We start from the raw sequence: 26094 nt of genomic DNA, 5'->3' as shown, positions 1-26094 counted from the left end.
CGAAGTGTATATACGCACGCTCAGCTGATTCACAGGCCCACGCCGAACCCCCCTTTCGAGTGACCCCCACCACGAGCCTGACCACGCCCTACGCTGGGCGCATGCGATTCGGGGTCCTGGGGGCCGTCACCGCGTGGCACCCGGACGGCGCACCAGCGGCGGTGGGCGGTCCGCGCTCACGCACGCTGCTGGCCCTGCTCGCCCTCGACGCCGGCCGGTTCGTCCCGGCCGAGCGGCTGATCGACGGGATGTACGGCGAGGAGCCGCCGGACGGCGCGGCGAACGCCCTCCAGTCCCAGGTGTCACGGCTGCGGACGGCGTTGAAGGACCTGGCGCCGGTCGAGTTCACCGCCGCGGGCTACCGCTTGGTCGTCGAACCGGACGAAGTGGACGTCCACCGCTTCGAGCGGCTCGCACGCGAAGGCCGCGCGCTGCTGAAGGCCGGCTCGCCCGCCACAGACGTCCTGGGCGAGGCCTTGGCGCTGTGGCGCGGACCCGCGTTCAGCGACCTGGCGGACGCGCCGTTCGCCGCCGCCCAGGCCGCCCGGCTCGACGAGCTGCGGGCCGAGGCGGCCGACGACCACGTCGAGGCCCGGCTGGCTCTGGGCCAGGCCGAAGACGTCCTCGCCGGCCTGCGCGAGACCGTCGCCGAGCGGCCCCTGCGGGAACGGCCGCGCGCGCAGCTCGTCCGGGCGCTGCACGCCGCGGGCCGGTCCGCCGACGCGCTGGCCGCGTTCGAGGACGCCCGCCGCACCCTGGCCGACGAGCTGGGCGCCGACCCCGGCGCGGAAATCGCCGAAGCGCACCTCGCGGTGCTTCGCGGCGAAACCGAGAAGCCGGCGATCTCGGCGCTGCCCGCGCAGCTGACCAGCTTCGTCGGCCGTGACGACGAGCTGCGGCAGGTCTCGGACCTGCTGGCGCGCGCCCGGCTCGTGACGCTCACCGGGCCCGGCGGTACCGGCAAGACACGCCTGGCCGTCGAGGTCGCGGCGACCGAGACGGGCCCGGTCGCCTTCGCCGAGCTGGCGCCGCACGGGCCCGCGGACGTCGTCGGCGCGGTGCTGACCGCGCTGGGCCTGCGGGACACCCCGCTCCGGCAACGCGAAGCGCAGGACCCCGCCGACCGGCTGATCGCGGCGCTGCGCGACCGCACGACGCTGCTGGTGCTCGACAACTGCGAGCACGTCGTCGACGTCGCGGCCCGGCTGGCCGGTCGGCTTCTCGGCGCGTGCCCCGGGCTGCGGGTGCTGGCCACCAGCCGCGAGCCGCTCGGCATCACCGGCGAGCAGCTGGCGCCGGTGCCGCGCCTGGCCGTGCCGCCGCCCGGGACGTCCGCCGCGCGGGCGGGCGAGTTCGCGGCGATCCGGCTGTTCGCCGACCGCGCGGCCGCGAGCGATCCCGCGTTCGCCGTCGACGAGTCGACGATCGGCGACGTCCAGCACATCTGCGCCGCCCTCGACGGCCTGCCGCTGGCCCTGGAGCTGGCCGCGGCCCGCGTCCGGCTGCTGCCGCCCGGCGAGATCGCGGCCCGGCTCGACGACCGGTTCCGGCTGCTCGCGCGCGGCAGCCGGACGGCCGAACAGCGGCACCGGTCGCTGCGCGGCGTCGTCGAATGGAGCTGGGACCTGCTCGACGACGAGGAGCGCGAACTCGCGCGGCGGCTGACGGTGTTCCCCGGCGGCGCGACCGTCGCCGCGGCCGCCGAGGTGTGCGGCGCGGACGTCGACCTGCTGCCGGAGCTGGCCGACAAGTCGCTGGTCGAGGCCGTCGGCGGGCGGTTCCGGATGCTGGAGACGATCCGCGCGTTCTGCGCCGAGAAGCTCGACGAAGCGGGCGAGACGGACGCCCTGCACCGCGCGCACGCCGAGTACTTCCTGCGGTTCGCCGAGGAAGCCGACCCGATGCTGCGGACGGCGGCGCAGCTGGAGTGGCTGGCCCGCATCGACGCCGACTACGACAACATCCTCGCGGCCCTGCGCTGGGCGGCCGAGGCGGACGTCGTGATCGCGTTGCGCATGGTCACGCCGCTGGCGATGTACTGGTGGATGCGCGGCCGGCGGTTCGAGGGCGCGGTGGTGTCGCTGGAGGTCGTCAAGCGCTGCGGGCCGGAGGTGCGGGCGGAGTACCTCGAGGAGTTCCTGCTCTGCCTGCTCACCGCGCTGGCCGGCATGCCGAACGAAGAGGCGCTCGCGCCGCACGTGCCGATGGCGCAGCGGTACGCCCGGGACTCGATGTGGATGCCGCGGCACCCGATGCTGATCATGGTGCTGGCGGTGGTGGTCGGGCCGCCGGCCGACGACGCGGAGCTGTACGGGCGCGGCGAGGCGATGCTGGCCCACGGCGACGCGTGGAGCTGGGCACTGGTGCCGACCGGCCTCGGCCTGCGGTCGATGATGACCGGCGACCTCCGCCAGGCCGAGGAGGGCCTGCGCGAAGGCGCCGGGCAGTTCCGGGCGCTGGGCGAGCGGTGGGGCCTGTCGATGGCGCTGGACCACCTTTCCCAGCTGCTGAGCTGGCGGGGTGAGCACGCCGAGGCGCTGGTGAAGATGGACGAGTCGCTGGCCCTGATGCACGAACTGGGCGCGACGGACGACGTCGCGGACCTGATCACGCGCCGCGCCTGGACCCGGGTGCTGCAGGGCGACCACGACGGCGCGCGGGCGGACTACGAGCTGGCCGCGTCGACCGCCCGCCGCTCGGGCATGCCGGAGTCCCGGGCGGCGGCCTACGTCGGCCTGGCCGACCTGTCCCGGCTGGCCGGCGACCTGGCCACGGCACGCGCCTTCTGCGAACGCGCGCTGGCGGAGTGCGACGGCGGGTCGTTCGCGGCGGAGACGGCCCACGCGCGCGCGTTGATCTCGCTGGGCTGGCTGGCGCTGACGGAGGGCCGGGTCGCCGACGCGGCCGAGTCGCACCGGAAGGCGCTGCTGCTGGGCCGGCACTGGCACGCGGGCGACGTCGTGGCGTTCGCGCTGGAGGGCCTGGCCGGCGCGGCGACCCACCCGGACCAGGCGGCGGTGCTGCTGGGCGCCGCGGCGGCGGTCCGCGGCACGGCGATCAGCGGCGACCCGGACGCCTCGGCCGTCCGGGCCCGGGTGCGGGAGTCGTTGGGAGCGGCCGGTTTCGAGCGGGCTTACGGCGTCGGGCTGGGGATGAGCGCGCAGAAGGCGCTCACGACGGCCGGGCTGGCGGACTGACCAGCGGGACCGCGTACCGGTCCCCCGACTTCACCATCGCCAGCAACGGCTTCGTCAGCACGCTCAGCACCCGCGCGGCCCACCGGCGGCCGTTGCGCCGGGCGATGTCCGGGCCGAACCGGTCCATCAGCGCCACCAGCCCCGGCAACGTCCGCACGAACAACGTCACCTCTTCGATCAAGCCGGCGGAGTCCAGCCGCAGCAGCGCCGCTTCCTCGATCGGCTCGCCGCCGACGCGGGCCGTGTAGACGACTACGCGGGTCCGGTCGTCACCGACGTCCGTGTGGAAGCGGATCTCCGTCAGGTGGGTGTACGCCACCTCGATCAGCGCTCGCAGCTCCGTGTGCCCGGTGAAACGCACCCGCGAAGTCAGCGGTGAGTGCAGCACCGCGTCCGGGGCGAACGCCGTCATCGCCAAGCCGGCATCGCCGGTTTCCGCCGCGCGCCGGTAGGTCTCGGTGCTCATCGCTCCCCCTTGGTCAGCGTGGCCAGGCCGCGCCACAGCAGGTCCACCGTCAGCGCCACGACCTCGTCGCGCGGGACTTCCCGGTGGCGCCACCACCACGTCGCCACCGCGTTCAGCGCGCTCTTGCTCGCGTCCGCCAGGACCTCGTCGGCCAGCTCGCGCGGGATGCGGGCGGTCAGGTCGAGGCTCGGGATGCCGCGGAACAACGCCGTCAGGTTGGCCGTCGCCCGGTCCTGGCCCGCCCGGTGCGTCGCCGCGACCGCCGGGTCCGACGGCGGCTCCGCGAAGATCATCCGCCAGCCGCGCTCGTGGGTTTCGATCCACGCGAAGATCGCCGACACGCGGCTGCGCAGCAACACTTCCGGGTCATCCGAGAGCGGCAGCTCGGCCCAGCCCGCCAGCAGATCGTCCACTTCGGACTCCAGCAGGGCCGCGTACAACTGGGCCTTCGCCGGGAAGTGGTCGTAGAGCACCGGCGTGCTGATTCCGGCCGCTGCCGCGACTTCGCGCATGCCGGCCGCGGCGTAGCCCGCCGAGGCGAACACCTCGGCGGCCGCGGCGACGATCAGCTCGCGCCGCGCTTCCCGGGTCAACCGCTTACCTGACATCGGTCAGGTACGTTACCTGACGGACGTTAGGTAACGCCAGGGGGCGGCGCGTACGAGGGACTCGCGTAGCCTGGTCGATCGTGCGCAACGTGGTGGTCGTCGGGGGCGGGATCGTCGGTCTGGCTGTGGCCTGGGAGCTGACCAGGCGCGGGCTGGACGTCACCGTGCTGGAGAAGGAGCCGCGGTGGGCGGCGCACCAGACCGGGCACAACTCGAACGTCGTCCACGCCGGGCTCTACTACAAGCCCGGCTCCTTCAAGGCGCGGATGTCCGTCGCCGGCAACCGGTCCATCGTGGACTTCGCGCGCCAGTACGGCGTGCCGGTCGAGGTGTGCGGGAAGCTCGTCGTCGCCACCGACGAGAAGGAGATCCCCGCGCTCGACACGCTCGCCGAGCGGGCCGAGGCCAACGGCGTCCCGGCCAAGAAGATCTCGCCCGCCGAAGCGCGGGAGTACGAGCCCGAGGTGTCCTGCGTCGCCGCGCTGCGCGTCGAGTCGACCGGGATCATCGACTTCCCGGCCGTCTGCGCGGCGCTCGTGCGGCTGCTCGACGAAGCCGGCGTCGACCTCCGGCTGAACAGCCCCGCGATGGCCATCCGGGCCGGCGCGAACGGCGGCGTCGAGGTCGCGACCGGGTCCGACGTCATCGTCGCGGACGGGCTCGTCAACTGCGCCGGCCTGCACTCCGACCGCGTCGCGCGGCTGGCCGGGCTGACGCCGTCGGCGAAGATCGTGCCGTTCCGCGGTGAGTACTACGAGCTCAAGCCCGAACGCCGCGGCCTGGTCAAGGGCCTGATCTACCCGGTGCCGGACCCGACGCTGCCGTTCCTCGGCGTGCACCTGACCCGGATGCTCGACGGCAGCGTGCACGCCGGCCCCAACGCCGTGCTCGCGCTGCGCCGCGAGGGCTACCGCTGGGCCGACTTCTCCGCCAAGGACGTCGCCGAGGTCGCGGCCTTCCCCGGCGTCTGGCGGCTCGCGAAGAAGTACGCGTTGCCGACCGGGCTCGACGAGGTGCGGCGCTCGTTCTCGAAGAAGCGCTTCGCCGCCAGCCTCGCCCGGCTCGTCCCGGCCGTCACCGAGGACGACATCGTCCGCCACGGCTCGGGCGTCCGCGCGCAGGCGATGCGCCGCGACGGCTCGCTCGTCGACGACTTCCTCATCGAGACCGCCCGCGACCAGGTGCACGTCCTGAACGCGCCGTCGCCGGCCGCGACGAGCGCGCTGGAGATCGCGCGCCACATCGCGGACCAGGTCTCGGCCTGAGGTTCAGCCCGGCAGGTTCGCCGTCACCAGCGGCAGTCCCTGCTTGACGACGTCGCACGTCTTGGTGTCGTCGCCGATGAACCCGCTGACCACCTGCACCGACGACGTGTCGGTGATCGGCAGGGTCGCGCCGCAGGTCGCGCGCAGGCCGCCCATGTTCGGGAAGACGCCCCACTTCTTGCCGCCGACGTCGACGGTCTCGGTCGGCTGGACGTCCTGCGTGCCCGGCCACTCGGCCACCGGGGTGCTGGGGCCGACCCAGACCTCGAACGCCTTCTGGCCGTCGTCGCCGTCGGTGTCGTCCCACAGGCAGTAGGACGAGTTCGGCACCACGGTCGAGACGGTCTTCTCGCCGCTCGGCGAGATGTTCTTCAGCTGCGCCAGCTGTTCCGGCTTCATCAGCGTGCACGGGTCGACCGACAGCAGCGGGCCGCCCGGCTCGGGCTTCGCCGACGTCGACGGCGTGATCGAGGGCGCGTCCTGACCGCCCGGCAGGTGCGAAGCGACCTGGGGGATCGCCGGTTTCGCCAGCGCGCAGGACTTGGCCAGGTCCGTGCCGGAGACGCTGACGTAGGCGAACGACTTCTCGCCCAGCACGGTGTAGAGCGAGCAGTCGCCGGCCAGGATCGACGCGTACTGCGTCCAGCTGAAGCCGCCGATCCGCTCCGGCGAGGACTTCGGGACGGCGCCGGCGAGGTACTCGTCGATGCTGATGTCCACCGCCATGCCGACGTTCAGCACCGACGACATCTCGGCGTCGTCCTTCGAGTTCCAGAGGCACATGGCCGCTTGGTTCCGCGATTTGTCGCTCGGCACCGACCGGCCCGCACCCTGGTAGCCGAGGGCGTCGACCTGCTCCGGGGTCAGCAGCGAACAAGCGTCGACGACCTTGGTCACCGGCCCCTGGCCCGGCACCGGCGACGCCGACCCGCCGACCGTCACCGTGCAGCCGGTCACCACGACCGCGGCCGCGATGGCCGCCACGGCCTGCCACTTCATGCGCATGCGTCCTCCCGTTCGGCCCGGACCTTACTGGGCCGAACGGGTGCGCACCTGGCATAACCCCAAATCAGCGGGGCGTGAGGACTTCCTTGCCGCCGACGAACGGGCGCAGCGCCTCGGGCACGCGCACGGAGCCGTCTTCCTGCTGGTGGTTCTCGACGATCGCGACGATCCAGCGGGTGGTGGCCAGCGTGCCGTTGAGCGTCGCGGCGATCAGCGGCTTGCCGTTCTCGCCGCGGTAGCGGACCGAGAGGCGGCGGGCCTGGAACGTCGTGCAGTTGGACGTCGAAGTCAGCTCGCGGTAGGCCTCCTGGCTCGGGACCCACGCCTCGCAGTCGAACTTGCGGTGCGCGGACGTGCCGAGGTCGCCGGTCGCGGTGTCGATGACCCGGTAGGGCACCTCGATCTTCGCCAGCATCTGCTCTTCCCAGTCCAGCAGCCGCGCGTGCTCGGCCTCGGCGTCCGCCGGCTTGGTGTAGACGAACATCTCGACCTTGTCGAACTGGTGCACGCGGATGATGCCGCGGGTGTCCTTGCCGTACGAGCCGGCCTCGCGGCGGTAGCAGGACGACCAGCCCGCGTAGCGCTTCGCGTCGTCGTTCAGGTCGAGGATCTCGTCGGCGTGGAAGCCGGCGAGCGGCACCTCCGACGTGCCGACGAGGTACAGGTCGTCGTCCTGGAGGTGGTAGATCTCGCTCGAGTGCTGACCGAGGAAGCCGGTGCCGGCCATGATCTCCGGGCGCACCAGCGACGGCGTGATCATCGGCGTGAAGCCGTTTTCGAGCGCCTGCGCGATGGCCATGTTGAGCAGGCCGAGCTGCAGCTGCGCGCCGACGCCGGTGAGGAAGTAGAACCGCGAGCCCGACACCTTCGCGCCACGTTCCATGTCGACGCCGCCGAGCGCTTCGAGCAGCTCGAGGTGGTCGCGCGGGGTGAAGCCGAGCTTCGTGGGCTCACCGACGTGCTTGACGACGGTGAAGTCGTCCTCGCCGCCGATCGGCGCGTCCGGGTGCACCAGGTTCGGGACGGTGCGGAAGAGCTGGTCGAACTCCTCCGACGAGGTGTTCTGCTCCGCCTCGGCCGCCTTCACCTGAGCGGCGAGCTCCTTGGCCGTGGCCAGCAGCTGCTGCTTCTCCTCCGGCGGCGCCTTCGGGATCTGCTTGCCCAGGATCTTCTGCTCGTTGCGCAGCTTGTCCGCGGCCGCGATCGAAGAGCGGCGCCGGGAGTCGAGGGAGAGCAGCTTGTCGACCACTCCTTCGTCCTCGCCACGGGCGCGCTGCGACGCGCGCACGGCTTCCGGGTCATCGCGCAGAGTCCTGGGGTCAATCACGAAGACAGAGGGTAGTCCGTACAGACTGTGCGCCCGTCAGCGGTTGTCCCGACAGTCTGATCGTTGAAGCTCGGTTCGCGGGCTCCTCATACTCCAAGGAGACCCCGAGGAGGCGCCCCGATGACCGACGAGCTGCTCGCCCGCCACCGCGCTGTGATGCCGTCCTGGATGTCGCTGCTCTACGAGGAGCCGATCGAGATCGTGCACGCGCACGACCGGCGGATGACCGACTCGCAGGGCCGCACCTACCTAGACTTCTTCGCCGGCGTGCTGACGAACTCGATGGGCTACGACGTCGCCGAGATCGGCGACGCGGTCCGCAAGCAGCTCGACACCGGCATCCTGCACACCTCGACGCTGTACCTGATCCGCTCGCAGGTCGAGCTGGCCGAGCGGATCGCTTCGCTGTCCGGCATCCCGGACGCGAAGGTCTTCTTCACGAACTCCGGCAGCGAAGCCAACGACACGGCGTTGATGCTCGCGACGCAGTTCCGGCGCAGCAACCAGGTGCTGGCGATGCGGAACTCCTACCACGGCCGGTCCTTCGGGACGGTCGCGATCACCGGCAACCGCGGCTGGTCGGCGTCGGCGCTGAGCCCGGTCAAGGTCAACTACGTCCACGGCGGCTACCGCTACCGCAGCCCCTTCCGCGACCTGTCCGACGCGGCCTACATCGACGCCTGCGTCGCCGACCTGGTCGACGTCCTCGACACGGCGACGGCGGGCGACGTCGCCTGCCTGATCGCCGAGCCGATCCAGGGCGTCGGCGGGTTCAGCCTCCCGCCGGACGGCCTGTTCCGCGCCATGAAGGAAGTCCTCGACTCCTACGGCGTGCTGTTCATCTCGGACGAGGTCCAGACGGGCTGGGGCCGCACGGGCGAGCACTTCTGGGGCATCGACGCGCACGGCGTGACGCCGGACATGATGACGTTCGCGAAGGGCCTGGGAAACGGCCTCGCGGTCGGCGGCGTGGTCGCCCGCGGCGACGTGCTGGACTGTTTCCAGGCCCAGTCGTTCTCGACGTTCGGCGGCAACCCGGTCTCGATGGCGGGCGCGACGGCGGTGCTGGACTACATCAAGGACCACGACCTGCAGGCGAACTGCGCGGCTCGAGGCCGTCAGCTGCTCTCGGGGTTGCGGGCGGCTTCGTCGCCTCTGGTGGCGGAGGTCCGCGGCAAGGGCTTGATGATCGGCATCGAGCTGATCAAGCCGGGCACGACGGAGCCCTTCGTCGCCGCGGCGGCCCGGATGCTGGAGGAGACGAAGAAGCGCGGCCTGCTGATCGGCAAGGGCGGCCTGCACGGCAACGTGCTGAGGCTGGGCCCGCCGATGACGTTGACGGCGGAGGAAGCCCAGGAGGGCCTGGACATCCTGGTGGACGCCTTGGCAGCCACCCAGGCGGCACTCGCCTGACCTGAGCAGCCCCCGATTCCAGCCTAGCGAGCACCCCCGACAACCCGGGGTCAGGAAAAGCCGTGAAGGCCTCCTTACCGGCCATAAGAGCCGGTAAGGAGGCCTTCACGGCTTTCGGGCGAGCGGAACTGTCGGCCCGTCCCGGTAGCGTGGAATCGGGGGCTGCTCAGCCCCGGATGAAGCGCACCACGTGCTCGGCCAGCTCCTCGCCCGCGTCTTCCTGCAGGAAGTGCCCGGCCCCGGCGATCACCGGGTGCGTCAGCCCCTGCGCGCCCTTCAGCGACGCCTGCAAGACCGGGGCCAAGCCGCCCGTGATCGGGTCGCCGTCGGAGAAGGCCACCAGGAACGGGAGCTCCAGCTCGGTCAGGACCTCCCACGCGGAGCGGTTCGCCGCGGATGCCGGGTTGTCCGGGCGGAACGGGACCAGGCCCGGCATCGCCCGGGGCGCGGCCTTGTACATCTCGTTCGGGAACGGCGCGTCGTACGCCGCGCGCACCTCGTTCGACAGGGACGACTTGCAGCCGGACTGGACGAAGCGCGAGACGTCCAGCACCTGGGCCTTCTCGACGGCTTCGCGGAACGCGTGCCACACCGGCGGCATGTCGTGGTCGCCGGTCGGGAGGCCTGTGTTGGACGCCACGACGCGCGCGAACCGTGACGGGTGCTCGGCGACCAGGCGGAGGCCGATCAGGCCGCCCCAGTCCTGGCCGACGAGGGTGACGTCGTGCAGGTCGAGGGCGTCGAAGGCGAACCCGCGCATCCACTCGACGTGGCGGGCGTAGGTGTGGTCGACCATGTCGCCGGGCTTGTCGGACCGGCCGAAACCGACCAGGTCCGGCGCGATGGCGCGCAGCCCGGCGGCCGCCAGCACCGGCAGCATCTTGCGGTAGAGGTACGACCAGCTGGGCTCGCCGTGCAGCAGCAGCACCGGCGGGCCGTCCGCGGGGCCGGCCTCGACGTAACCCACTCTGATGACGCCGCCGTGCGGGTCGTCGAGCTCGACGTACCGCGGCTCGAAGGGGAAGTCGGGCAGGTCCGTGAACCGGTCGTCCGGTGTCCTCAGCAGGCGCACGAACTCCACGCTAGTGGGAACAAGAGAGCCGGGCCACGGACGTGGCCCGGCTCACCTGGATGCGCGAAAGGTCAGGAGATGCCGACCGCCACCACGAGGCCCAGCCCGATGTGCGCGGCCGCGACGACGATGCTGACCGGGGCGAACTTCTCGCTCTCGATGGTCGACGCCACGTCGATGCGGGTCGCCCACTCCAGCAGCCGGACGGCGATCACCTGGACGGCGATCCCGAGCAGGCCGTAGACCAGCGAGGTGATGAGGCCCTCGGTGAGGTCGCTCGCCGAGTTGAAGATCGCCACGACGACGATGAACGCCATCGAGAGCAGCCCGGACGCGGTCACGATCACCGCGTTCGGCAGGCCCTGCGTGACCAGCTTCGACAGCTTGCCGGGCGTGGTCCAGTCGATCGCGTAGAAGCCGGCGAACATCAGCAGCAGGCCGATGACGCCGTAGAGCAGGATCGCGCCGATCCCCCGCACGAGGTCGGAGCCGAACGTGTCGGACAGCGCAAGGGTCGTGTTCACGAGTTGTCTCCCAGAGAAAAGAGCTGATCAGCAGCGGTGTTGTATCACGACTCGGGGATGCGATGTGGGACGAATGCGGCACCGTCGTCGGTGACCAGGCCGCCGGTCTCCCGGATGCCCAGCCCCGCGGAGCTGTCGCCGACGATCCACGCGCCGAGCGCCGGCCGGTAGCCGTCGAACTCGGGCAGCGGGTCGAACGCCTGGTAGACGAAGCCTTCGGCGCCGTAGACGCCGTCGGTCTGGGTCTCGTAGCCGGGGGCGACGATCTGGACGTTCGCGCCCTCACGGCCCAGTTTCGGCTTGCGCACGTACTCGGTGAGCAGGCCGGGGTCGTCGGCGAACGCGGGCAGCAGGTTCGGGTGGCCCGGGTAGTTCTCCCACAGGATCGCCAGCAGCGTCTTGTTGGAGAGGATCATCTTCCAGAGCGGCTCGACCCACAGCGTCCGCGGCAGCGACTCGACGGCGTTGCGGCCGAACTCCTCGTCGACCAGCCACTCCCACGGGTACAGCTTCAGCACGGTCGCCATCTGCTGCTCTTCGAGGTCGACGAACCGCTTGAGCACCGGGTCCCAGCCGACCTCCTCGATCGCCAGGCCCACGGTGTCCAGGCCGGCCTCGGCCGCCGTCTCCTGCAGGTACGCCGTGGTGACGTTGTCCTCGCCGCTCGGGTCGGCCGCGGACCAGGTGAAGTGCAGCTCGTTCGACGGCAGCTTCTCCTGCAGCGACGACCACCGCTCGACGAGCTTCTCGTGGATCGAGTTCCACTGGTCGTCGTCCGGGAAGACGTCGGTCTTCCAGTGCCACTGCAGCAGCGACGCCTCCAGCAGCGTGGTCGGCGTGTCCGCGTTGTACTCGAGCAGCTTCGCGGGCGAGCGGCCGTCGTAGCGCAGGTCGAACCGGCCGTAGACGTGCGGGTCCTGCCGCTTCCACGACTCGGCGATGTGCGGCCAGACCCACTCCGGGATGCCGAACCGCTGGTAGCCCTCGGTCGTCACGACGTTGTCGACGGCTTCCAGGCACATCGAGTGCAGCAGTTCGACGTCGGCTTCGAGCGAGAGCACCTCGTCCATCTCGAAGACGTAGTGCACGGACTCGTCCCAGTACGGCCGCACGCGGCCGCTGCTGTCACGGGCCGGCGTGCCGTAGACGAGCCCTTGCTCCTCGACGATCCGCTGCCAGTCGCGCCGCGGCTCACGCCGGTCCCGGTACACCTAGGATCCCCCGCTCTTGCCGCTGCCGCCGGTCCCGCCGGTGCTGCCGCTCTTGCCGCTGATGCCGAAGCCGCCGCGCTGGACGGACTTGCCCGACTTGGTGTTGACGTTGGTGCGCGACGACGGCGCGTCGAAGGAACCGCCGGACACGCGCTGCCCGATGGTGCCGGAGCCGCCGTAGTTGTAGCGGTAGCTGTTGTAACCGCCCCCGCCGATCGGCAGGAACAGGAAGCCACCGCTGGAGTACCCGCCGTGACTGGTCACGTAGTTCTCGTCGCAGTTGTCGTCGCCCTGGACGATGCCGTTCGAGTCGGTGCAGACGGCGGTGACGTCACCGGCCGGCTTCGCGACCGAGTAGAACGTCGCGACCAGGCCGACGAGCCCGACCGTGACGCCGCTGCCGATGAGGATCTTGCGCCGGGTGGCCGCCTTGGCGTCCGCCTGACGGGCCAGTTCCTCGTCGCGTTCTTCCTGGGCGACCGCCTGCTGGCGGGCCCGCTGTTCGGCGAGCGAAGGCTCGCGCCGTTGCGTGCTGGAGTCCTGGAACCTCATGGAACCGCGCTTCGGCGGCTCCGGGGGCGGCTGGTCCCCAGTGTTGTTGTCCTGCGTCATATACGCTCCGTAATCACCGGCCACCACGAAACCGTGACCACCCTAACCACCCGGATCGCGCACGTCGCGCGCGACGCGGGCATCATGGACTGCGATGTCTTCCAGCGCCGATCGGTTCCCTACCGCCACGCAGACGCTGCGCACCCGCGTCGTGATGGGCGGGATCTTCGCGGGCGCGCTCATCGCGCTCGCCCTCAGTGTCGTCTTCTCTTGGAGCGACGGCATCGCAGGCGGGGCCGGCGGTGGGGCCGGCAAGCTGTCGGCGGCCGCCGAAGAGGCCTTCCACTCGCCCCCTGGCAGCTGCCTGACCTGGGACAACCCGGATGCGAGCGACGCGCGCAAGGTCGTCTGCACCCAGCCACATCTGTTCGAAGTGACCACGCTCGTCGACATCGGCGCCCAGTTCCCGGAGGGCGCGCCGACCCCGACGCTGGACCAGTGGCAGCAGATCGCGCAGCAGAAGTGCACCGCCGACGTGAAGCCGTACCTCGGGCACAACCTCGATCCGTACGGGAAGCTCACAACGAACCTGCTGCGCCCGACGGCGTCGCAGTGGGACGACGGCGACCGCCAGCTGCGCTGCGGCCTGCAGTGGGCCGGCCCCGGCGGCAAGCTGCTGCCGACCACCAGCCCGGCGAAGGAGCAGGACCAGTCGCTGGTCTTCGAGCCCGGCGCCTGCCTCGGGCTGCTCGGCAAGGGCGTCGGCGACCCGGTCGAGTGCACGAAGCCGCACTCCTACGAGATCATCGCGACCCTCGACCTCAAGTCGAAGTTCAAGGACGGCTACCCGAAGCAGGACGACCAGAAGACCTGGCTCGACACCGAGTGCACCAAGTCGGCCGCGGACTACACCGGCGGCGCCGACCTCGACGCCAAGCACCTCATCCTGACCTGGGACCTGCGGGAGCAGGAGAGCTGGGACGCCGGGTCGAGCAAGGTCAACTGCAAGGTGGCGGCGAAGCTCCCCGACGGCAGCGGCCTGCAGGCCGTGACCGGCAGCATCAAGGCCGCGCCGGCGGGCACCGACGGCGGCCAGCCGGGTGACGGCCCGCCCGCCGACGGCCCGCCGTCCGACGGCGGTGGCGGCCCGGAGACGTCGAGCTCCGCGCCACCGAGCTCGAGCGCGCCGCCGACCTCGAAGCAGAACGGCTGATGCCCGTCGAGATGAGCCGGGAGCGGTTCGAGGAGCTGGTCTCGGAGGCCCTGGACGAGGTACCCGCGGAGTTCGCGAAGGCGATGGACAACGTCGTCGTGCTGGTCGAGGAGTTCAACGACGAGGCGCCGGACATCCTCGGGCTCTACCACGGGATCGCACTGACCGAGCGGACGTCGTCGTACGGCGGGGTGCTGCCCGACCGGATCTCGATCTACCGGCAGCCGATCCTGTCGATGTGCGAGGACGAGGACGAGGTCGTCGAGGAAGTCCTCATCACGGTCGTGCACGAGCTGGGCCACCACTTCGGCATCGACGACGCCCGGCTCCACGAGCTCGGCTGGGGCTGACCCGCACCGCTCGCCGGATGACGAATCGGCCTCAGCCGGGGCGCTTCCGCACCAGGATCCGCGAATGTGAGCTGGAATGTCTCATCACCCAGGTGGTGGGAGGCTGATATGCGCACCGTGGACCCCGGGACCGGCACCGACGCCGGTCCCGACTACGAAGAGATTTCGGCCGAGCCCAGCGAGGTCGCGGCCCCCGCGCCGCCGTCTCGCCGGTTGCTGGTGCTCTGCGCCGTGGCCGGGTTCGTGCTGGGTGGTGGCGTGCTGGGCCTGCTCTGGGGGCTGTCCGGGGTGCACGCCGGGGCTCTCGACGACGCCCTCGCGGCCTGTCAGGCGCTCGACCGCGTCGGCGACCTGCCCGACACGAGCCGTGACACGCAGCCGGCGCTGACGCCCGGGCTCACGCCCGAACGGCTCCACCGCGTCACCGCCGCCCGTGAGCTCTCGGCGGCGGCCGCCCAGGTCAACGAGAACTACCAGCCGCTGGCCGACCACATCGACGGGGTCAGCCGGATGGTGCTGAGCCTGCACTTCAACGACATCTCCGGCCAGCGGCACCTGGTCCAGGCGCGGGAGATCTGCGCCCGCATCTAGCGGCTCAGGACGGGTGGACCGTCTTCACCGCGAGCTGGTTGCCCGGGATCTTCGTGCTGGCGCAGCCAGTGCCCGGGGCCGGCACGAAGTTCGACGCCGTCTCCTGCGGCAGGTAGATCCGCAGGCCCTTGACCTCGGTCGGCTGGCAGGTGGCGGAGTCGAAGTTCCGCACGTTGACGAACTGGATGTCGGCGGCCGCGCTCTGGCCCGGGTTCAGCTTGACCGCGTTGCCCTTGGTGCCCTCGCGGAAAGCGTCCTTGCCGACCTGGTGCCCGTCGGTCCCGCCCACGTAGGAGACCCCGGGGAAGCCTTGGATCTCGCACGGCTTGCCGCTGGCGTTCGTGATGACCAGCGACCGGTACAGCGAGCCGGCGCCGGCGTCACCCTGGCCGAGCGCGAGCTTGACGTCCCCGGACTTGCAGAGGCCGTTGTCCACCGGCGCGGCGGTCGGCGACGTGGCCGGCGCCGGGTTGCTGGTGCTCGGCGTCGCCGTGGGGGCCGTCGAGGAGGTGGCGGACTCGGACGTCGAGGGGGTCGAGCTGCTCGCCGCCGGCGTCGTCCCGCCGCCACCGCAGGCGGAAAGCGCGAGGACGCCCGCCGACGCCGCGACGACCGGGAACAACCGTGAAAGCCTCGTGCGAACCATGTCACTCGCCTCCCTGGTACTGGGTGCTACTGGTGGGTGGACGCACGGGCACCCCACCAGGTTGTTTCCGCCCGTGAATCACTCACGAACCCTATGCGGATCTTGTCCGAAGTACCCGGCGATGACCTGCGCCAACCCGCCGAACTCACCCAGGCGTGTCAGGGCGGGATGTCAGAGCGGCGTGTCGACCCACGTGAGGCAGAACCACTGCGCGTCCGGCCGGGCCTGCAGCTCGACGATGCCCGTGTTCGGGATCAGGGCCGCGTTGGCGACGTCGGCGTGGACGTTGGGCGCCAGCCACTCGGCACCGAGGCGGATCGCGCCACCGTGGCTGACCAGCGCGACGACGCCGTCCGGGTCGGCCTGCTCGTGCTTGGCGCGCAGGCGGCCGACGGCGTCGAGCATCCGGGTGCGGACGCTCGTGCCGTTCTCGCCGCCCGGCAGCGCCGGCTCGAGCTCGCCGAGCGTCCACTTCTTCACGGTGTCCATGTAGACCCGGATCGACGCGTGGTCGGTGGCGCCCTCCAGATCGCCGGCGCCGACCTCGTGCACGCCGTCGACGACCTGGACGTCCAGCCCGAACTGCGCGGCCAGCGGCGCGGCGGTCTGCTGGGCGCGGGTCGCCCGCGACGCGTACACCGCGACCAGCGGCTCCTCGGCCAGCCGGCCCGCGAGCGCCGCGGCCTGCGACTGCCCCAGCTCGGTCAGCGGCGGCCCGGGCAGGGCGGTGTCCAGCGCGCCGCGGACGTTCCCGTCGGTCTGGCCGTGGCGGATGAGCAGCAGCCTCACGCCAGGTCCCCCTTGCGGACGGCGTCGGCCCACCCGGCCGCGTCGACGAAGTCGTCGTTGCCGAAACCGGGCTCGAGCGTGGTCCGGGTGCCGTCGGCCCGCGGGTGCGAGCCGAGGAACCGCAGGTTGCGGCAGTGTCGGCGCAACGCCGTGAGCGCGTCGAGGATCCGCGGCTCGGCCACGTGGCCCTCGAAGTCGATGAAGAAGCGGTACTCGCCGAAGTTGCTGCGCGTCGGCCGGGCGTCGAGGCGGGTCAGGTTGATCCCGCGGTCGGCCAGCGCGGTGAGCAGCTCGGCCAGCGTGCCGGTGCGGTTCACGGCCGCGGCCACCACCGACGTCCGGTCGGCGCCGGTCGGCTCGGGCAGGTCGCCCGGCGGGCGGACCAGCAGGAACCGGGTCGCCGCGTCGGTGACGTCGGCGACCTCGGTGGCCAGCACCTCGAGGTCGTAGTGCTCGACCGCGACGGGCGCGCAGACCGCGGCGTCGAAGTCGCCCTGGAGCACGCCGACCGCGGCCGCCGCCGTCGAGGACGCCGCCACCGGCTTCGCGTCCGGCAGGTTCGCCTCCAGCCAGTCACGGACCTGGGCGAGCGCGTGCGGGTGGCTGGCGACGGTCCGTATCTCGCGGTCACCCGGCCGGGTGAGCACGCTGAAGTGGACCGGCAGGATCGCTTCGGCGATCGCGACCAGCGGCGTCGACTCGCTGAGCGCGTCGAGGGTCGTGGGCACCACACCTTCGACGGAGTTCTCGATGGGGACGCACGCGGCGTCCGCCTGGCCCGTGCGGACGGCCGTCATGGCCAGCCGGACGGTCTCGACGGGAATCAGTTCCTCGCCGCCGGCGAGGACCCGCGCGGCCTGCTCGGTGAAGGTCCCCTGGGGGCCGAAGTATGCGATCCGTGACACAACACCCAGGTTACGGGGCCCGGGCGTGGCCACATTCACTCGGACAGCCGGTACGTGACCCGGTTACGCCGGGTGGCATTTTTTGCGATGCTGGACGGGTGACCGCCGACTCGGGCACGCACGCCGGCCACGAGGGCGCCCACCCGCCGGTTTCCCCTCGGTCCCCGGAGCTGGTGCTGTGCGCCGTCGATGAACCGCTCGCCACCGCCTGGACCACCGCCACCCGCTCGCTGGGCGGCCGGATCCGGGTGCACCGCGGGTCGGTGCTCGACGTCCTCGCCCAGGCCGTGGTCAGCCCGGCCAACTCCTACGGCCGGATGCGCGGCGGCATCGACGCCGTCTACGCGCGGGCGTTCCCCGGCGTGGAGCAGTCCGTCCGCAGCGCCGTGCTGGCGTTTCACGGCGGTGAGCTGCCGATCGGCGAGGCCGTGATCGTGCCGACGGGCGAGGCCGAGCCGGCCTGGCTGATCAGCGCGCCGACCATGCGGGAGCCCGGCGAGGTGCTGCCCGCCGACACCGTGCACCCCTACCTGGCGGCGCGCGCGGTCTTCCTGAAGTGGCGCGACGGCGTGCTCGACGACGGCCCGGTGCGCGAAGCCGTCGAGACGATCGCGATGCCCGGGCTCGGCACCGGAATCGGCGGCGTGGACCCCGCGACGTGCGCGCGTCAGGTCGCCGCCGCGTGGGACGACGTCTTCCGTCACTCCAGGTGAACACCACCCGGTGGGGTGGACATCACAGCGCGATCGGCGGCCGCAAGCCCTACCGTTGATGGACGCAGGTGAACGTCCGCCAGTGCAGGCGACGGCCGGAGGAGTGTGCGATGACCCGGGTCCGCGAACTCAGCCCCTATGTCGAGCTGCACCGGGAACAGTGGAAAGAACTGCGAAGTTCGACGCCGTTGCCGTTGACGGCGGAAGAGCTGCTGCGCCTGCGCGGCCTCGGTGAGCAGGTCGACCTGGCCGAGGTGGCCGACGTCTACCTCCCGCTCTCCCGCCTGATCAACCTGCAGGTCGCCGCGCGTCAGCGGCTCTACGAAGCGACCACGACGTTCCTCGGTGACGACTCCCGCGGCACGAAGGTCCCGTACGTCATCGGCATCGCCGGCAGCGTGGCGGTCGGCAAGTCGACCACCGCCCGCGTCCTGCGCACGCTGCTCGCCCGCTGGCCGGACCACCCGCGCGTCGACCTCGTCACCACCGACGGGTTCCTCTACCCGGGCGCCGAGCTGCAGCGCCGCGGGATCATGCACCGCAAGGGCTTCCCGGAGAGCTACGACCGCCGCGCGCTGCTGCGGTTCGTCACCGAGGTCAAGTCGGGCGCCGAGCGCGTCGCCGCGCCGGTGTACTCGCACCTCGCCTACGACATCCTGGCCGGCGAGGAGCAGGTCGTGCAGCGGCCGGACATCCTCATCCTCGAGGGCCTGAACGTGCTGCAGCCCGGCCCGCGGCTGACGGTGTCGGACCTGTTCGACTTCTCGATCTACGTCGACGCGCATACCGACGACATCCAGCGCTGGTACGTCGAGCGGTTCCTGAAGCTGCGGCACACGGCGTTCGCGGACCCGGCGTCGCACTTCCACCACTTCGCCGGCCTGCCCGACGACGAGGCTCGCGCCGAGGCGCGGCACCTGTGGCACTCCATCAACGAGCCCAACCTGATGGAGAACATCAAGCCGACCCGCCCCCGGGCGACGCTGGTGCTGCGCAAGGACGCCGACCACACGATCAACCGGGTGCGGCTCCGCAAACTCTGACGCTGTCACCGCGACCGTTCACCCACATGTCGTCTTTTCCACTGTGGGCGAACGGCCGGGCACGCGTGGTGGCTCTCAGCTCCCGTTTGCCGGCCGATCGGCCGAGGCGACCCCCGCAGGCGTAACCGGTTGGCCGATACCGGCAACCGGTTCCGAAAGCGACCCTGAAGGAGTCAGGAAACGGCTCTGAGCTGGGGAGGAGGCCCGCGATGTTCACGATGATCCTCACGTGGGTCGGTGCGGTGCTCGGTCTGGCCCTGCTGATCGCGATGGCCGCCGGGGCGTTCGTCGTCGACTTCGACGACAAGCTCCAGGAGCGGCACCACCGCACCAAGCCCGTCGAACCGGCGGGCCCCCTCCCCTGACTCAGGCCAGCTCGGCCAGGGCCTCCAGGTAACCGTCGGCGTCGTACTCGAGCTCTTCCGATTCGAGCAGGGTGCCCGCCAGCGCGTCGATCAGCCGGTCGAAGATCTCGACGCGGTCGAGCTCGCCCTCCTGCAGGCGCTGCACGGCCTGCCAGGCCTCGACGGGCTCGTCCTCCCACAGCTGGTCGACGACGGTCGCGCGCAGCACCTGGCGCTCTTCTTCCTCGTCCTCGTCCGCCTCGGCGATGACGAGCGCGCGCCGCTGCTCGGGGTCGCCGGGGTCGAGGTCGACCTCCTCGTCGCCGATCTCCGCCGTCAGCGACGGCACGGCGAACATCCGGCGTTCCAGCGCGTCGGCCAGCTCGGACGGCGACAGGTCACCGACGTCGCCGAAGTAGCGCTCGAGCGGGGAGTCGTCCTCGTCGTTGTACTCGCCCAGGTACTCGGCGACGGCCTCTTCGAGCGCCGCCGTCGCGGTCTCGGTCAGGCCGTCGCGCCCGGCCGCCCACTGCGCCCAGGCCAGCACCACCGGCTCGACGGCTTCCTCGTGCTCGGCGTCGAGCTCGTACTCCTCGCCCAGCAGGCCCTCGAGGAACCGCGCGAGCTTCTCCGGGCCGACGCGCAGCGGGTTCGCCGGGTCGGTGCGCAGGCCGTGCTCCAGCAGCAGGCCACCGATCGCGCGCGCCGACTCGGCCTCTTCACCGCTCGCCACGACGAACTGCTCGACGACGGCGGCCCGCTCGGTGCCGGACCACTCGGCCACCTCAGGCACGAGCGACGGCTCCGGCAGCGCGCGGCACCAGGTGAGCGCGACGGCGTGGAAGCGCGCGTAGTCCTCGCTGACGTCGGCCTCGTCGAGGTGGTCGGTCGTGTCGAGGCCGTCGGCGATCATGCGGTGCGCGTCGGCGGGGTCGACCGCTTCCAGCACGACCAGCTCGGGGTCGGCCTCGGCCTGTTCCCGCATCTCCTTGAGGACCTCGCCGGGCTGGTCGATCACGACGAGGTCGCGCACCCGGCCGCCCTCGGTGAAGTCCAGCAGCGCGAGCAGGCCGTGCACCTGGTCGCCGTGGCCGAACACGATCAGCAGGGACGACTCGTCGCCGTAGACGTCGCCGGTGCGCCAGCACTCGCCCGCGGTGACGCGGCCCAGCCCGCCCGCCCACGGCGGCGCGGGGATGCCGCGGCCGAGGACGGTCTCCAGGCCGGCGTCGGCGGCCTTGCGCTCGACGTCGGTCTCCGCGACGACGGCCAGCGCGGCCAGCAGCGCGGCCGCGCCCGGCGTGATCTTGCGCTGCGCGAAGGCGATCAGCTCCAGGCCGAGCGACTCTTCGCCGTCTTCGAGCGGGACGTCGTGGAACTGGCCGAGCACCTCGGAGGCGAGCAGTTCGACGTCCACCGGCGCCGGGTCGGCGCCCATCGCCGAAAAGTCGTTCAGGACGTCCTTGAACAGACCGGTCACGCTGTGCGTGACGGGTTGGGGGGCCTTCTTGCGGGCGCGACTCACCGGGCTCATGAGGTCATGTTTTCATGCACGCTCGGCGAGCAGGTCGCGGTGGCCCTGGCGCGGGTCCCACCGGCCGCTCGACGGGGAGGCGCCGAGCCGGACGGCGGAACAGGGCCACCGCGACATCACTGGCCAGAAGCGGTGTGACCGCCTTGGCGGGCTCGATGCCGGCGATGCACGTGCAAACCGGTTCAGCCGGTCAACGAGCCGCGCGCGGCGAGGTTACGGCTTTCGGCAGGGCGATGCGCGCGGCGCGGACTTCCGTGATCAGCCGCGTTTTCCGCTTGTGGGTTTCCACCAGCGTGCCGAGGTAAGCGGTGAATTCGTCCGGGGTCCCGGCGCGTTTGTGCAACGTGCGCAACAGCTTCAGCCGGCGCGCGGCCTCCTGGTAGGACTGCGGGTCCTTGCGCTCGATGAGCTCGTCGACCGCCGCGCGGAACACCGGGATCGTCTCGGCCGGGTGCTCGGCCGACCGCAGCTCGGCCAGGTCGAGCCTGACCTGCGGCGATGCCTCGAACCGGACGCAGGCGCGCCAGGCCTCGTCGGGCCGGCCGTCCTCGAGCAGGACGCGCGCCAGCTCGTCGGCGCGCTCGACGCCGTCGGCGGCCAGCTCGCGCAGGCGGGCCAGCGCGGCCCGGCGCTGGACCGGCCACTTCCCCGCGTCCGTCGCGGCTTCGCGCAGCGCGGTGTAGGTCTCGCGGCCGGGCCGTTCGTCGAACTCCTTGCGGCGCCGCGAAACGTCGTCGTCCGCTTCGGGCTCTTGGGGTGGCGGCGGCTGGTGTGGTGGCTGGAGGTGCTTGTGCGGGGTGAGCGCGCGGGCGGCGTGCGCGATGGCCTCGCTGTGCCGGCCCGCGGCCCGCAGCACGCGCACGATCTTGAGGCTGACGTCGACGCGCGGCGGCTTGGCGGACAGGATCGCGACCAGCCCGTCGACGTCGCCGAGCACCTCGGCCAGCTGTTCCTGCAGGCGCTCGGCGACGTCGCGCCGGTGGCCGGGCCCGCTCGCGGCGAGTACGTCGTCCACAGTGGACTTGATCCGGCGGAGGCCGGGTTCGCCCAGCGCCGTCGCGAACTCGGCGAGGTCGATCACCGGGTGGCCGGGGCCGTCGAACTCGACCTCGAGGATCCAGTCGGCCAGCTTCTCCGGGTCCGGCGGCCGGGCGGTGCACGCACGGGCGTAGATCTCGACGGCCCGGTCCAGCCGGTCGCCGAGGTCGCCGGGGTGGTCGCCGGCCTGCTCGTACATCGCGCTGATGTCGTCGACCGTGCGGCGGGCCAGCGGCGCGAGGTCGGCGCGGCTGCCGGCGTCGAGCATCCGCCGCAGGGTGTCGAGGACCGCGCCGACTTTCGCGGTGTATTCGACGTTCCCGTCGGACACCGCGGTGTCCAGGAGCCGGTGCGCCTCGCTGACGTCACCGGATTGGGTCGCGGCCCGCAGTTCGAGTGAATGGCGTAGCTCAGGGTCACGCTCGGCCTGGGCGTGCAACAGGTCCGCCAGCGTCTCCGCGTCCAAAGTGCGCAGGTAGGGGCGAAGATCCGAGGGGGGACTCACGCGCACCAGTCTGCCCCACGGTGACAAGGTGGCGTGTGGGCCAACCGCGTGCTCTTTTCGGAGTAGCCGATGACGTTCGGTGAGCGCCTCATCGGCGACGCAGGCCTTCGAACACGGCTTTCATCGGCCACGGCTCGGGTTCCCGCGACACCGGTGACCGTGTGTGGCGGGGCCGCGGGATCGCCGTGCGGGCCGCCGGGTGGATCGTCGGCACCATGATCGGCACGACCGGCACCGGCACCCGCGCCACCAGCCGCCGGACGACGAGCAGCAGGAGCACGGCGCAGAGCAGGATCCCGGTGCTCGCCGCGAGCGCGCCGGCGAGGGTCCGGCGGCCGTCGTCGAGGGTCAGCTGCACGGCGTACTGGCTCTGCCGGGTGTAGAGCTGACCGAGCTGCAGCGAGACGGTGTAGGCGGCACCGCGCCACGTGGATTCGGGGATGGGCAACGGTTCGGCGGCCGCGAGCGCGTCTTCGGCGGCGGCCAGCCTGCTCCAGTCGGCGCTGCGGGTGACGGCCTCGTAGGCCTCCCGGCCGGTCTCGGTGAGCTGCCCGGAGACCTGCGCGAGCTCGGCCCGGTAGGCGGCGACGGCCAGGACGAACGACCGCCGCGTCACGTCGTCGAGCCCCGCCAGCGCGAGGGAATCGGCGCGGTACATGCCTTCGGCCACGGAGAGCAGCTGGATCGCGGTGGTCTGCTGGTACCCGGATTCCGCGTCCGGCGCGCGGCGCGCGTAGTCGCGGAGCCCGGCGATCGCGGTGTCGATCCGCTGGGTGAAAATCGCGTACGCCGAGGACCGGTGGTCGGGCGTCGCCATCGCGGCCGCCCGCTGACCCTGCAGGGAGACCACGGCCCGAGCCGTCCGATCGGCCGCGGCGGCCGTGTCCATCGCCTGCTCACGCGTCCGGACCGCTTGGTGGACCAGGAAACCCGCGATCACCAAAGCGACGACGACGAGAGCTGACCCGGGGATGAACGCGATGCCCAGCATGCGTCCACGCACGGATCGCAGGTACTTCAAGTACGTTCCCTTCCCAGCACCTGGCCCCGCAACCATCCCGACGGTGGTCAACCTATTGAGTGAGAGATTCACCGGTCAACGCCAGTCCGCCATACGGCCGTTAGCGGTCCGTGACCGCCCGAGGACAATCACCCCGGTGACCTTCGACGACGTGACCCAGCGCCTACGCGACTTCGCGGCCGCCCGCTCCTGGGAGCCGTTCCACACCCCGAAGAACCTGGCGATGGCCCTGTCGGGCGAGGTGGGCGAGCTGACCTCGTTGTTCCAGTGGCTGACACCGGAAGAATCCGACGCGTGGCGCACGGATCCCGCGCTGGAGAAGAACGTCCTGGACGAGATCGCCGACGTCACGCTGTACCTGCTCCAGCTGGCGGACCGCCTGGGCATCGACCTCACGGAGGCGGCGCACGCGAAGATCGACCGCAACGAGCTGCGCTTCCCCCCGCCCTCGCCGAGCTAACCCCAGAAGATCCCGTGGGGATTGCGATCGATCTCGGCCAGCAACGGCGGCGGCGTACTGGCGACCGGCGCGTCCGGGTAGGTCAGCCACTTGCCGTTGCGATCGGCCCAGCGCACCGACCAGATCCCGTGCTCGTCGAGACGCAACTGCGCGATCTTCTGTTCGGTCCACTCAGGCCCGGCTTCCGGCGACCAGGGCGCGCGGCGCTCCAGGATCGTGACCGTCCGGCCCCGGGTCCGGCACTCGACCCGGACCTGGTCCAGGACCCGCTCGGGTACCCGCTGAGCGCACCACCGTTCGATCTGCCGCAGGGCCAGTTCCGGAATCGCCGCCATGGACCCAGTGAACCCGACCCCGACTCAGAGCACGGCGACGACCTCGTCGTAGGTCTGGCCGGGAGCACACCCATCGGTCCGCACGACGACACAGCCGGGCCGCAACGGGAGGTAGGCGGCGAGCTGGTCGTGGATCCGCGCCACGACCGCGGCCCCACCCCGCCCCTGGACGACGTCGTCGACGCCACCGTTCGTCCCGCTCGCCACCCGCGCGGCGAACCGCTCCAGCGCAATGGGCTTTTCGGCGGTCAGCACGATTTCCCGGTACTCGCCCCCGGCCCGCGCGGCGGCGGCCTCGAAGGCCTCGACGTCGCTGACGCGCGTGGCGAGCTGCGGCATGACGACGTCGTGCCCGGTCCGCAGGTGCGCCTCCGCCATGGCGACGGTGAGCACCTGCGCGGCCTTGAACGTCTCGAAGAAGGTGTCCCGCCACCCACCGATCAGGCAGACAACGCGATCGGTGTCGAGGTTCAGCACCCCCGGCCGCAGCTCGGCGTACCGCTGCGCGATCGTCGACTTCCCGATCCCGGACGGCCCGTTCAAGTGGATCAGTCTCGGCACCGGACCGAGGCTACCGAGTCTCCGGCTCCGCGAGCCACCAGCCGCCGAGCAGGGCGCCGACCCCGAAGATCGCGAAGAAGATCCCCGCGACCAGCGGAGTACCGCCGAACATAGCGACGACAACGATGAACATCAGCAGCAGTCCGACGCCCATCAGGACCCGGCCGCCGAGCCGCTTTCCCTGGACCGCCACGATCGGACGCGCCACCGGCGGCGGCTCGAACCCGAGCGCGACCGGCGCTTCCCGGACGCCGAGCACCGCGACGCCCAGTTCACCGGCCCGCCCCAGCCGGGGCTCGTTCGACGCGACGGTCGTGTCCGCCACCAGGTGCGTGACGCTCCCCGTCAGCTTCTTCGCCAGCTGGACGCCTTCCGCGAGCACGCGGGCCCGCAGCTGGTCGGCCGCGGCCGTCGTGCCGAGCACGAGCACCCGCGTCGGCTTGCCGGCCGCCGTGGGCCGCAGGTCGCGGACGGTTTCCGCGACCCCGAGCGCCGTCGCGACCTGACGCAGTTCGCGTGCCTCCGCCGCGGTCACCACGCCGTCCCCTTCCGCGACCGCCCGCAACGCCGTCACGAACCGCTCGTGCGTCGCGCGCACGCTCTCGCCGTCCCAGCCCGCTTCGTCCGCCAGCGCGGCCAAGGCCGACACCTCGGGCGGCGACAGGTGCTGGTCGGCGACGACGCCGGCGAGCAGGTCCAGGTACGCGTCCTCGCCGGTCCGAGCGGCGACGACCCGCTCGACGGCTTCGGCCATCCAGCCCGGCTCGGCCGCCGGGACGTCTTCCCGTGGCCGCAACGGGCCCGCGGCGAACGTCGGCAGCGTGGGCAGCACCGGCCGCGCCGCGAAGGTGAACCCGTGCCGTCCGAACAGGCCGGTCGCCAGCTGCGCGACGGTCCGCGCGCCGCTCAACGCGGACGGCCCGGGCCGCGGCACCCCGAACGCGGGAGCCACCGTCGCGAGCCGGTAGTTGGGCAGCCGGACGGCGGACCGCGCGGCCGTCAGCACGTCGACGCCCGGCAGCACCGGCACCCGGGCGCCGAGCCGCGCGGCCTCGCTGCCCAGGAACGCCGCGAGGAACGGCAGGTCGTGGGCCACGACGACGCTGCCGCGGCACAGGTTGAGCAGTGACCCCAGCACGGCGCCGAACGACGGCGCGGCGTCCAGCTCTTCCCGCGTGATGCCGTGCAGGACGACCGGGCCGGGCGGCACGCCGGGCCCCGGGTTCACCAACGTCGTCAGCTCGCCGGCGAGCACGCCGTCGGCGCGGACCCGCACCGCGGCCAGCTCGACCACGCGCCCGGGGCGCAGGCCGGTCGTCCGGATCTCGAGGGCGGTGAAGTCGATGCCCTGCGCGGGGTAGCCGCCGGCCCCGAGCAGCGGGAGGGATTCGATCACGTCCGCCAGG

Annotated in this window: 27 protein-coding genes; 10 read left to right on the top strand and 17 right to left on the bottom strand. The window is 71.9% G+C overall.

Translation table 11 applies throughout. From position 1 onward, the window contains the following. The first annotated feature begins 101 nt into the window (after positions 1-101). Positions 102-3197 (top strand): BTAD domain-containing putative transcriptional regulator, encoded by a 3096-nt coding sequence (locus tag OHS58_RS38330; RefSeq protein ID WP_328645654.1) that lies wholly within the window; start codon positions 102-104, stop codon positions 3195-3197. Here the strand turns inward: OHS58_RS38330 and OHS58_RS38325 are convergent. Further along, complete coding sequence (locus OHS58_RS38325; protein WP_328645653.1) at positions 3172-3663, bottom strand: nuclear transport factor 2 family protein; 492 nt, start codon at positions 3661-3663, stop codon at positions 3172-3174. The two genes, OHS58_RS38330 and OHS58_RS38325, sit on opposite strands and share 26 nt — an antisense overlap. Next, entirely contained in the window at positions 3660-4256 is a 597-nt protein-coding gene (locus OHS58_RS38320) for a TetR/AcrR family transcriptional regulator (RefSeq protein ID WP_326945584.1), read from the bottom strand. Before OHS58_RS38320 ends, OHS58_RS38325 begins: the two co-directional genes overlap by 4 nt. Positions 4257-4351: 95 nt before the next feature. Here OHS58_RS38320 and lhgO point away from each other — a divergent pair, with 95 nt between their 5' ends. Beyond that, a complete protein-coding gene (lhgO, locus tag OHS58_RS38315; RefSeq protein WP_247059886.1) occupies positions 4352-5536 on the top strand; it encodes an L-2-hydroxyglutarate oxidase in 1185 nt (394 codons plus the stop codon). Positions 5537-5539: 3 nt separating this feature from the next. On the opposite strand, the gene OHS58_RS38310 is transcribed toward lhgO, so the two are convergent. Together OHS58_RS38310 and serS are read right to left on the bottom strand one after the other, a co-directional pair. Further along, positions 5540-6541: a DUF3558 family protein gene (locus OHS58_RS38310; RefSeq protein ID WP_326945582.1), complete on the bottom strand. Its 1002-nt coding sequence runs from the start codon at positions 6539-6541 to the stop codon at positions 5540-5542. 64 nt (positions 6542-6605) lie between these two features. Beyond that, positions 6606-7868: a serine--tRNA ligase gene (serS, locus tag OHS58_RS38305; RefSeq protein ID WP_326956345.1), complete on the bottom strand. Its 1263-nt coding sequence runs from the start codon at positions 7866-7868 to the stop codon at positions 6606-6608. Positions 7869-7988: 120 nt separating this feature from the next. On the opposite strand from serS, the gene OHS58_RS38300 reads away from it, so the two are divergent. Continuing rightward, on the top strand, positions 7989-9281 hold the full coding sequence (locus tag OHS58_RS38300) for an aspartate aminotransferase family protein (protein WP_326956346.1): 1293 nt from the start codon (positions 7989-7991) through the stop codon (positions 9279-9281). Positions 9282-9447: 166 nt separating this feature from the next. On the opposite strand, the gene OHS58_RS38295 is transcribed toward OHS58_RS38300, so the two are convergent. The 4 genes from OHS58_RS38295 to OHS58_RS38280 all read right to left on the bottom strand — a co-directional run bounded on the left by OHS58_RS38295 (position 9448) and on the right by OHS58_RS38280 (position 12640). Beyond that, complete coding sequence (locus OHS58_RS38295) at positions 9448-10353, bottom strand: haloalkane dehalogenase (protein ID WP_328645652.1); 906 nt, start codon at positions 10351-10353, stop codon at positions 9448-9450. A 71-nt stretch (positions 10354-10424) separates the two neighbouring features. Next, entirely contained in the window at positions 10425-10877 is a 453-nt protein-coding gene (locus OHS58_RS38290) for a DUF350 domain-containing protein (protein ID WP_247059881.1), read from the bottom strand. Positions 10878-10921: 44 nt separating this feature from the next. After that, a complete protein-coding gene (locus tag OHS58_RS38285) occupies positions 10922-12088 on the bottom strand; it encodes a glutathionylspermidine synthase family protein (protein ID WP_326945578.1) in 1167 nt (388 codons plus the stop codon). Continuing rightward, positions 12089-12640: a hypothetical protein gene (locus OHS58_RS38280; protein ID WP_326945576.1), complete on the bottom strand. Its 552-nt coding sequence runs from the start codon at positions 12638-12640 to the stop codon at positions 12089-12091. A 154-nt stretch (positions 12641-12794) separates the two neighbouring features. Between OHS58_RS38280 and OHS58_RS38275 the strand changes: the two genes are divergently transcribed. The 3 genes from OHS58_RS38275 to OHS58_RS38265 all read left to right on the top strand — a co-directional run bounded on the left by OHS58_RS38275 (position 12795) and on the right by OHS58_RS38265 (position 14794). Further along, complete coding sequence (locus tag OHS58_RS38275) at positions 12795-13853, top strand: septum formation family protein (protein ID WP_247059878.1); 1059 nt, start codon at positions 12795-12797, stop codon at positions 13851-13853. Continuing rightward, entirely contained in the window at positions 13853-14203 is a 351-nt protein-coding gene (locus OHS58_RS38270; RefSeq protein WP_155548455.1) for a metallopeptidase family protein, read from the top strand. Before OHS58_RS38275 ends, OHS58_RS38270 begins: the two co-directional genes overlap by 1 nt. Before the next feature lie 108 nt (positions 14204-14311). Continuing rightward, complete coding sequence (locus OHS58_RS38265; protein WP_328645651.1) at positions 14312-14794, top strand: hypothetical protein; 483 nt, start codon at positions 14312-14314, stop codon at positions 14792-14794. Between the two features lie 4 nt (positions 14795-14798). Here the strand turns inward: OHS58_RS38265 and OHS58_RS38260 are convergent, their stop codons facing one another. The 3 genes from OHS58_RS38260 to pheA all read right to left on the bottom strand — a co-directional run bounded on the left by OHS58_RS38260 (position 14799) and on the right by pheA (position 17134). Continuing rightward, entirely contained in the window at positions 14799-15440 is a 642-nt protein-coding gene (locus tag OHS58_RS38260) for a DUF4232 domain-containing protein (protein ID WP_326945574.1), read from the bottom strand. A gap of 171 nt (positions 15441-15611) precedes the next feature. Further along, positions 15612-16229 carry a histidine phosphatase family protein gene (locus tag OHS58_RS38255; protein WP_328645650.1) on the bottom strand — a complete coding sequence of 206 codons (618 nt, stop codon included), beginning with the start codon at positions 16227-16229 and terminating at the stop codon, positions 15612-15614. Continuing rightward, positions 16226-17134 (bottom strand): prephenate dehydratase, encoded by a 909-nt coding sequence (pheA, locus tag OHS58_RS38250; RefSeq protein WP_247059872.1) that lies wholly within the window; start codon positions 17132-17134, stop codon positions 16226-16228. Before pheA ends, OHS58_RS38255 begins: the two co-directional genes overlap by 4 nt. A 98-nt stretch (positions 17135-17232) precedes the next feature. On the opposite strand from pheA, the gene OHS58_RS38245 reads away from it, so the two are divergent. The 3 genes from OHS58_RS38245 to OHS58_RS38235 all read left to right on the top strand — a co-directional run bounded on the left by OHS58_RS38245 (position 17233) and on the right by OHS58_RS38235 (position 19255). Next, complete coding sequence (locus tag OHS58_RS38245; RefSeq protein ID WP_328645649.1) at positions 17233-17847, top strand: macro domain-containing protein; 615 nt, start codon at positions 17233-17235, stop codon at positions 17845-17847. 110 nt (positions 17848-17957) lie between these two features. Further along, on the top strand, positions 17958-18890 hold the full coding sequence (gene coaA, locus OHS58_RS38240) for a type I pantothenate kinase (RefSeq protein ID WP_247059870.1): 933 nt from the start codon (positions 17958-17960) through the stop codon (positions 18888-18890). Between the two features lie 209 nt (positions 18891-19099). Continuing rightward, complete coding sequence (locus tag OHS58_RS38235) at positions 19100-19255, top strand: hypothetical protein (protein WP_247059869.1); 156 nt, start codon at positions 19100-19102, stop codon at positions 19253-19255. A gap of 1 nt (position 19256) precedes the next feature. Here OHS58_RS38235 and OHS58_RS38230 read toward each other — a convergent pair whose 3' ends face one another. The 3 genes from OHS58_RS38230 to OHS58_RS38220 all read right to left on the bottom strand — a co-directional run bounded on the left by OHS58_RS38230 (position 19257) and on the right by OHS58_RS38220 (position 23332). Next, positions 19257-20768, bottom strand: a complete 1512-nt coding sequence (locus OHS58_RS38230; RefSeq protein WP_328645648.1) for a hypothetical protein — start codon at positions 20766-20768, stop codon at positions 19257-19259. A gap of 190 nt (positions 20769-20958) precedes the next feature. After that, the gene (locus OHS58_RS38225; RefSeq protein ID WP_442875489.1) at positions 20959-22311 is read right to left on the bottom strand and encodes a DUF6880 family protein; all 1353 of its coding nucleotides are present in this window, start codon (positions 22309-22311) and stop codon (positions 20959-20961) included. An 88-nt stretch (positions 22312-22399) separates the two neighbouring features. Next, the gene (locus OHS58_RS38220; RefSeq protein WP_328645647.1) at positions 22400-23332 is read right to left on the bottom strand and encodes a nitrate- and nitrite sensing domain-containing protein; all 933 of its coding nucleotides are present in this window, start codon (positions 23330-23332) and stop codon (positions 22400-22402) included. Between the two features lie 136 nt (positions 23333-23468). On the opposite strand from OHS58_RS38220, the gene OHS58_RS38215 reads away from it, so the two are divergent. Then, positions 23469-23792, top strand: coding sequence for a nucleotide pyrophosphohydrolase (locus OHS58_RS38215; RefSeq protein WP_326945569.1), 324 nt, complete (start codon positions 23469-23471; stop codon positions 23790-23792). On the opposite strand, the gene OHS58_RS38210 is transcribed toward OHS58_RS38215, so the two are convergent. From OHS58_RS38210 to OHS58_RS38200, 3 genes are read right to left on the bottom strand one after another with little or no spacing between them, the layout of a single operon-like run. Further along, on the bottom strand, positions 23789-24127 hold the full coding sequence (locus OHS58_RS38210) for a DUF3024 domain-containing protein (protein ID WP_328645646.1): 339 nt from the start codon (positions 24125-24127) through the stop codon (positions 23789-23791). The genes OHS58_RS38215 and OHS58_RS38210 overlap by 4 nt on opposite strands. A 24-nt stretch (positions 24128-24151) precedes the next feature. Further along, complete coding sequence (locus tag OHS58_RS38205) at positions 24152-24688, bottom strand: AAA family ATPase (RefSeq protein ID WP_328645645.1); 537 nt, start codon at positions 24686-24688, stop codon at positions 24152-24154. Between the two features lie 10 nt (positions 24689-24698). Further along, positions 24699-26084 (bottom strand): 3'-5' exonuclease, encoded by a 1386-nt coding sequence (locus OHS58_RS38200; RefSeq protein WP_328645644.1) that lies wholly within the window; start codon positions 26082-26084, stop codon positions 24699-24701. Positions 26085-26094 lie beyond the last annotated feature (10 nt).

This window comes from Amycolatopsis sp. NBC_00348 (assembly GCF_036114655.1).
Taxonomy (GTDB): Bacteria; Actinomycetota; Actinomycetes; order Mycobacteriales; family Pseudonocardiaceae; genus Amycolatopsis.
The sequence above is the reverse complement of the archived record's forward strand: the minus strand, read 5'-3'. Positions and strand labels throughout refer to the sequence as shown.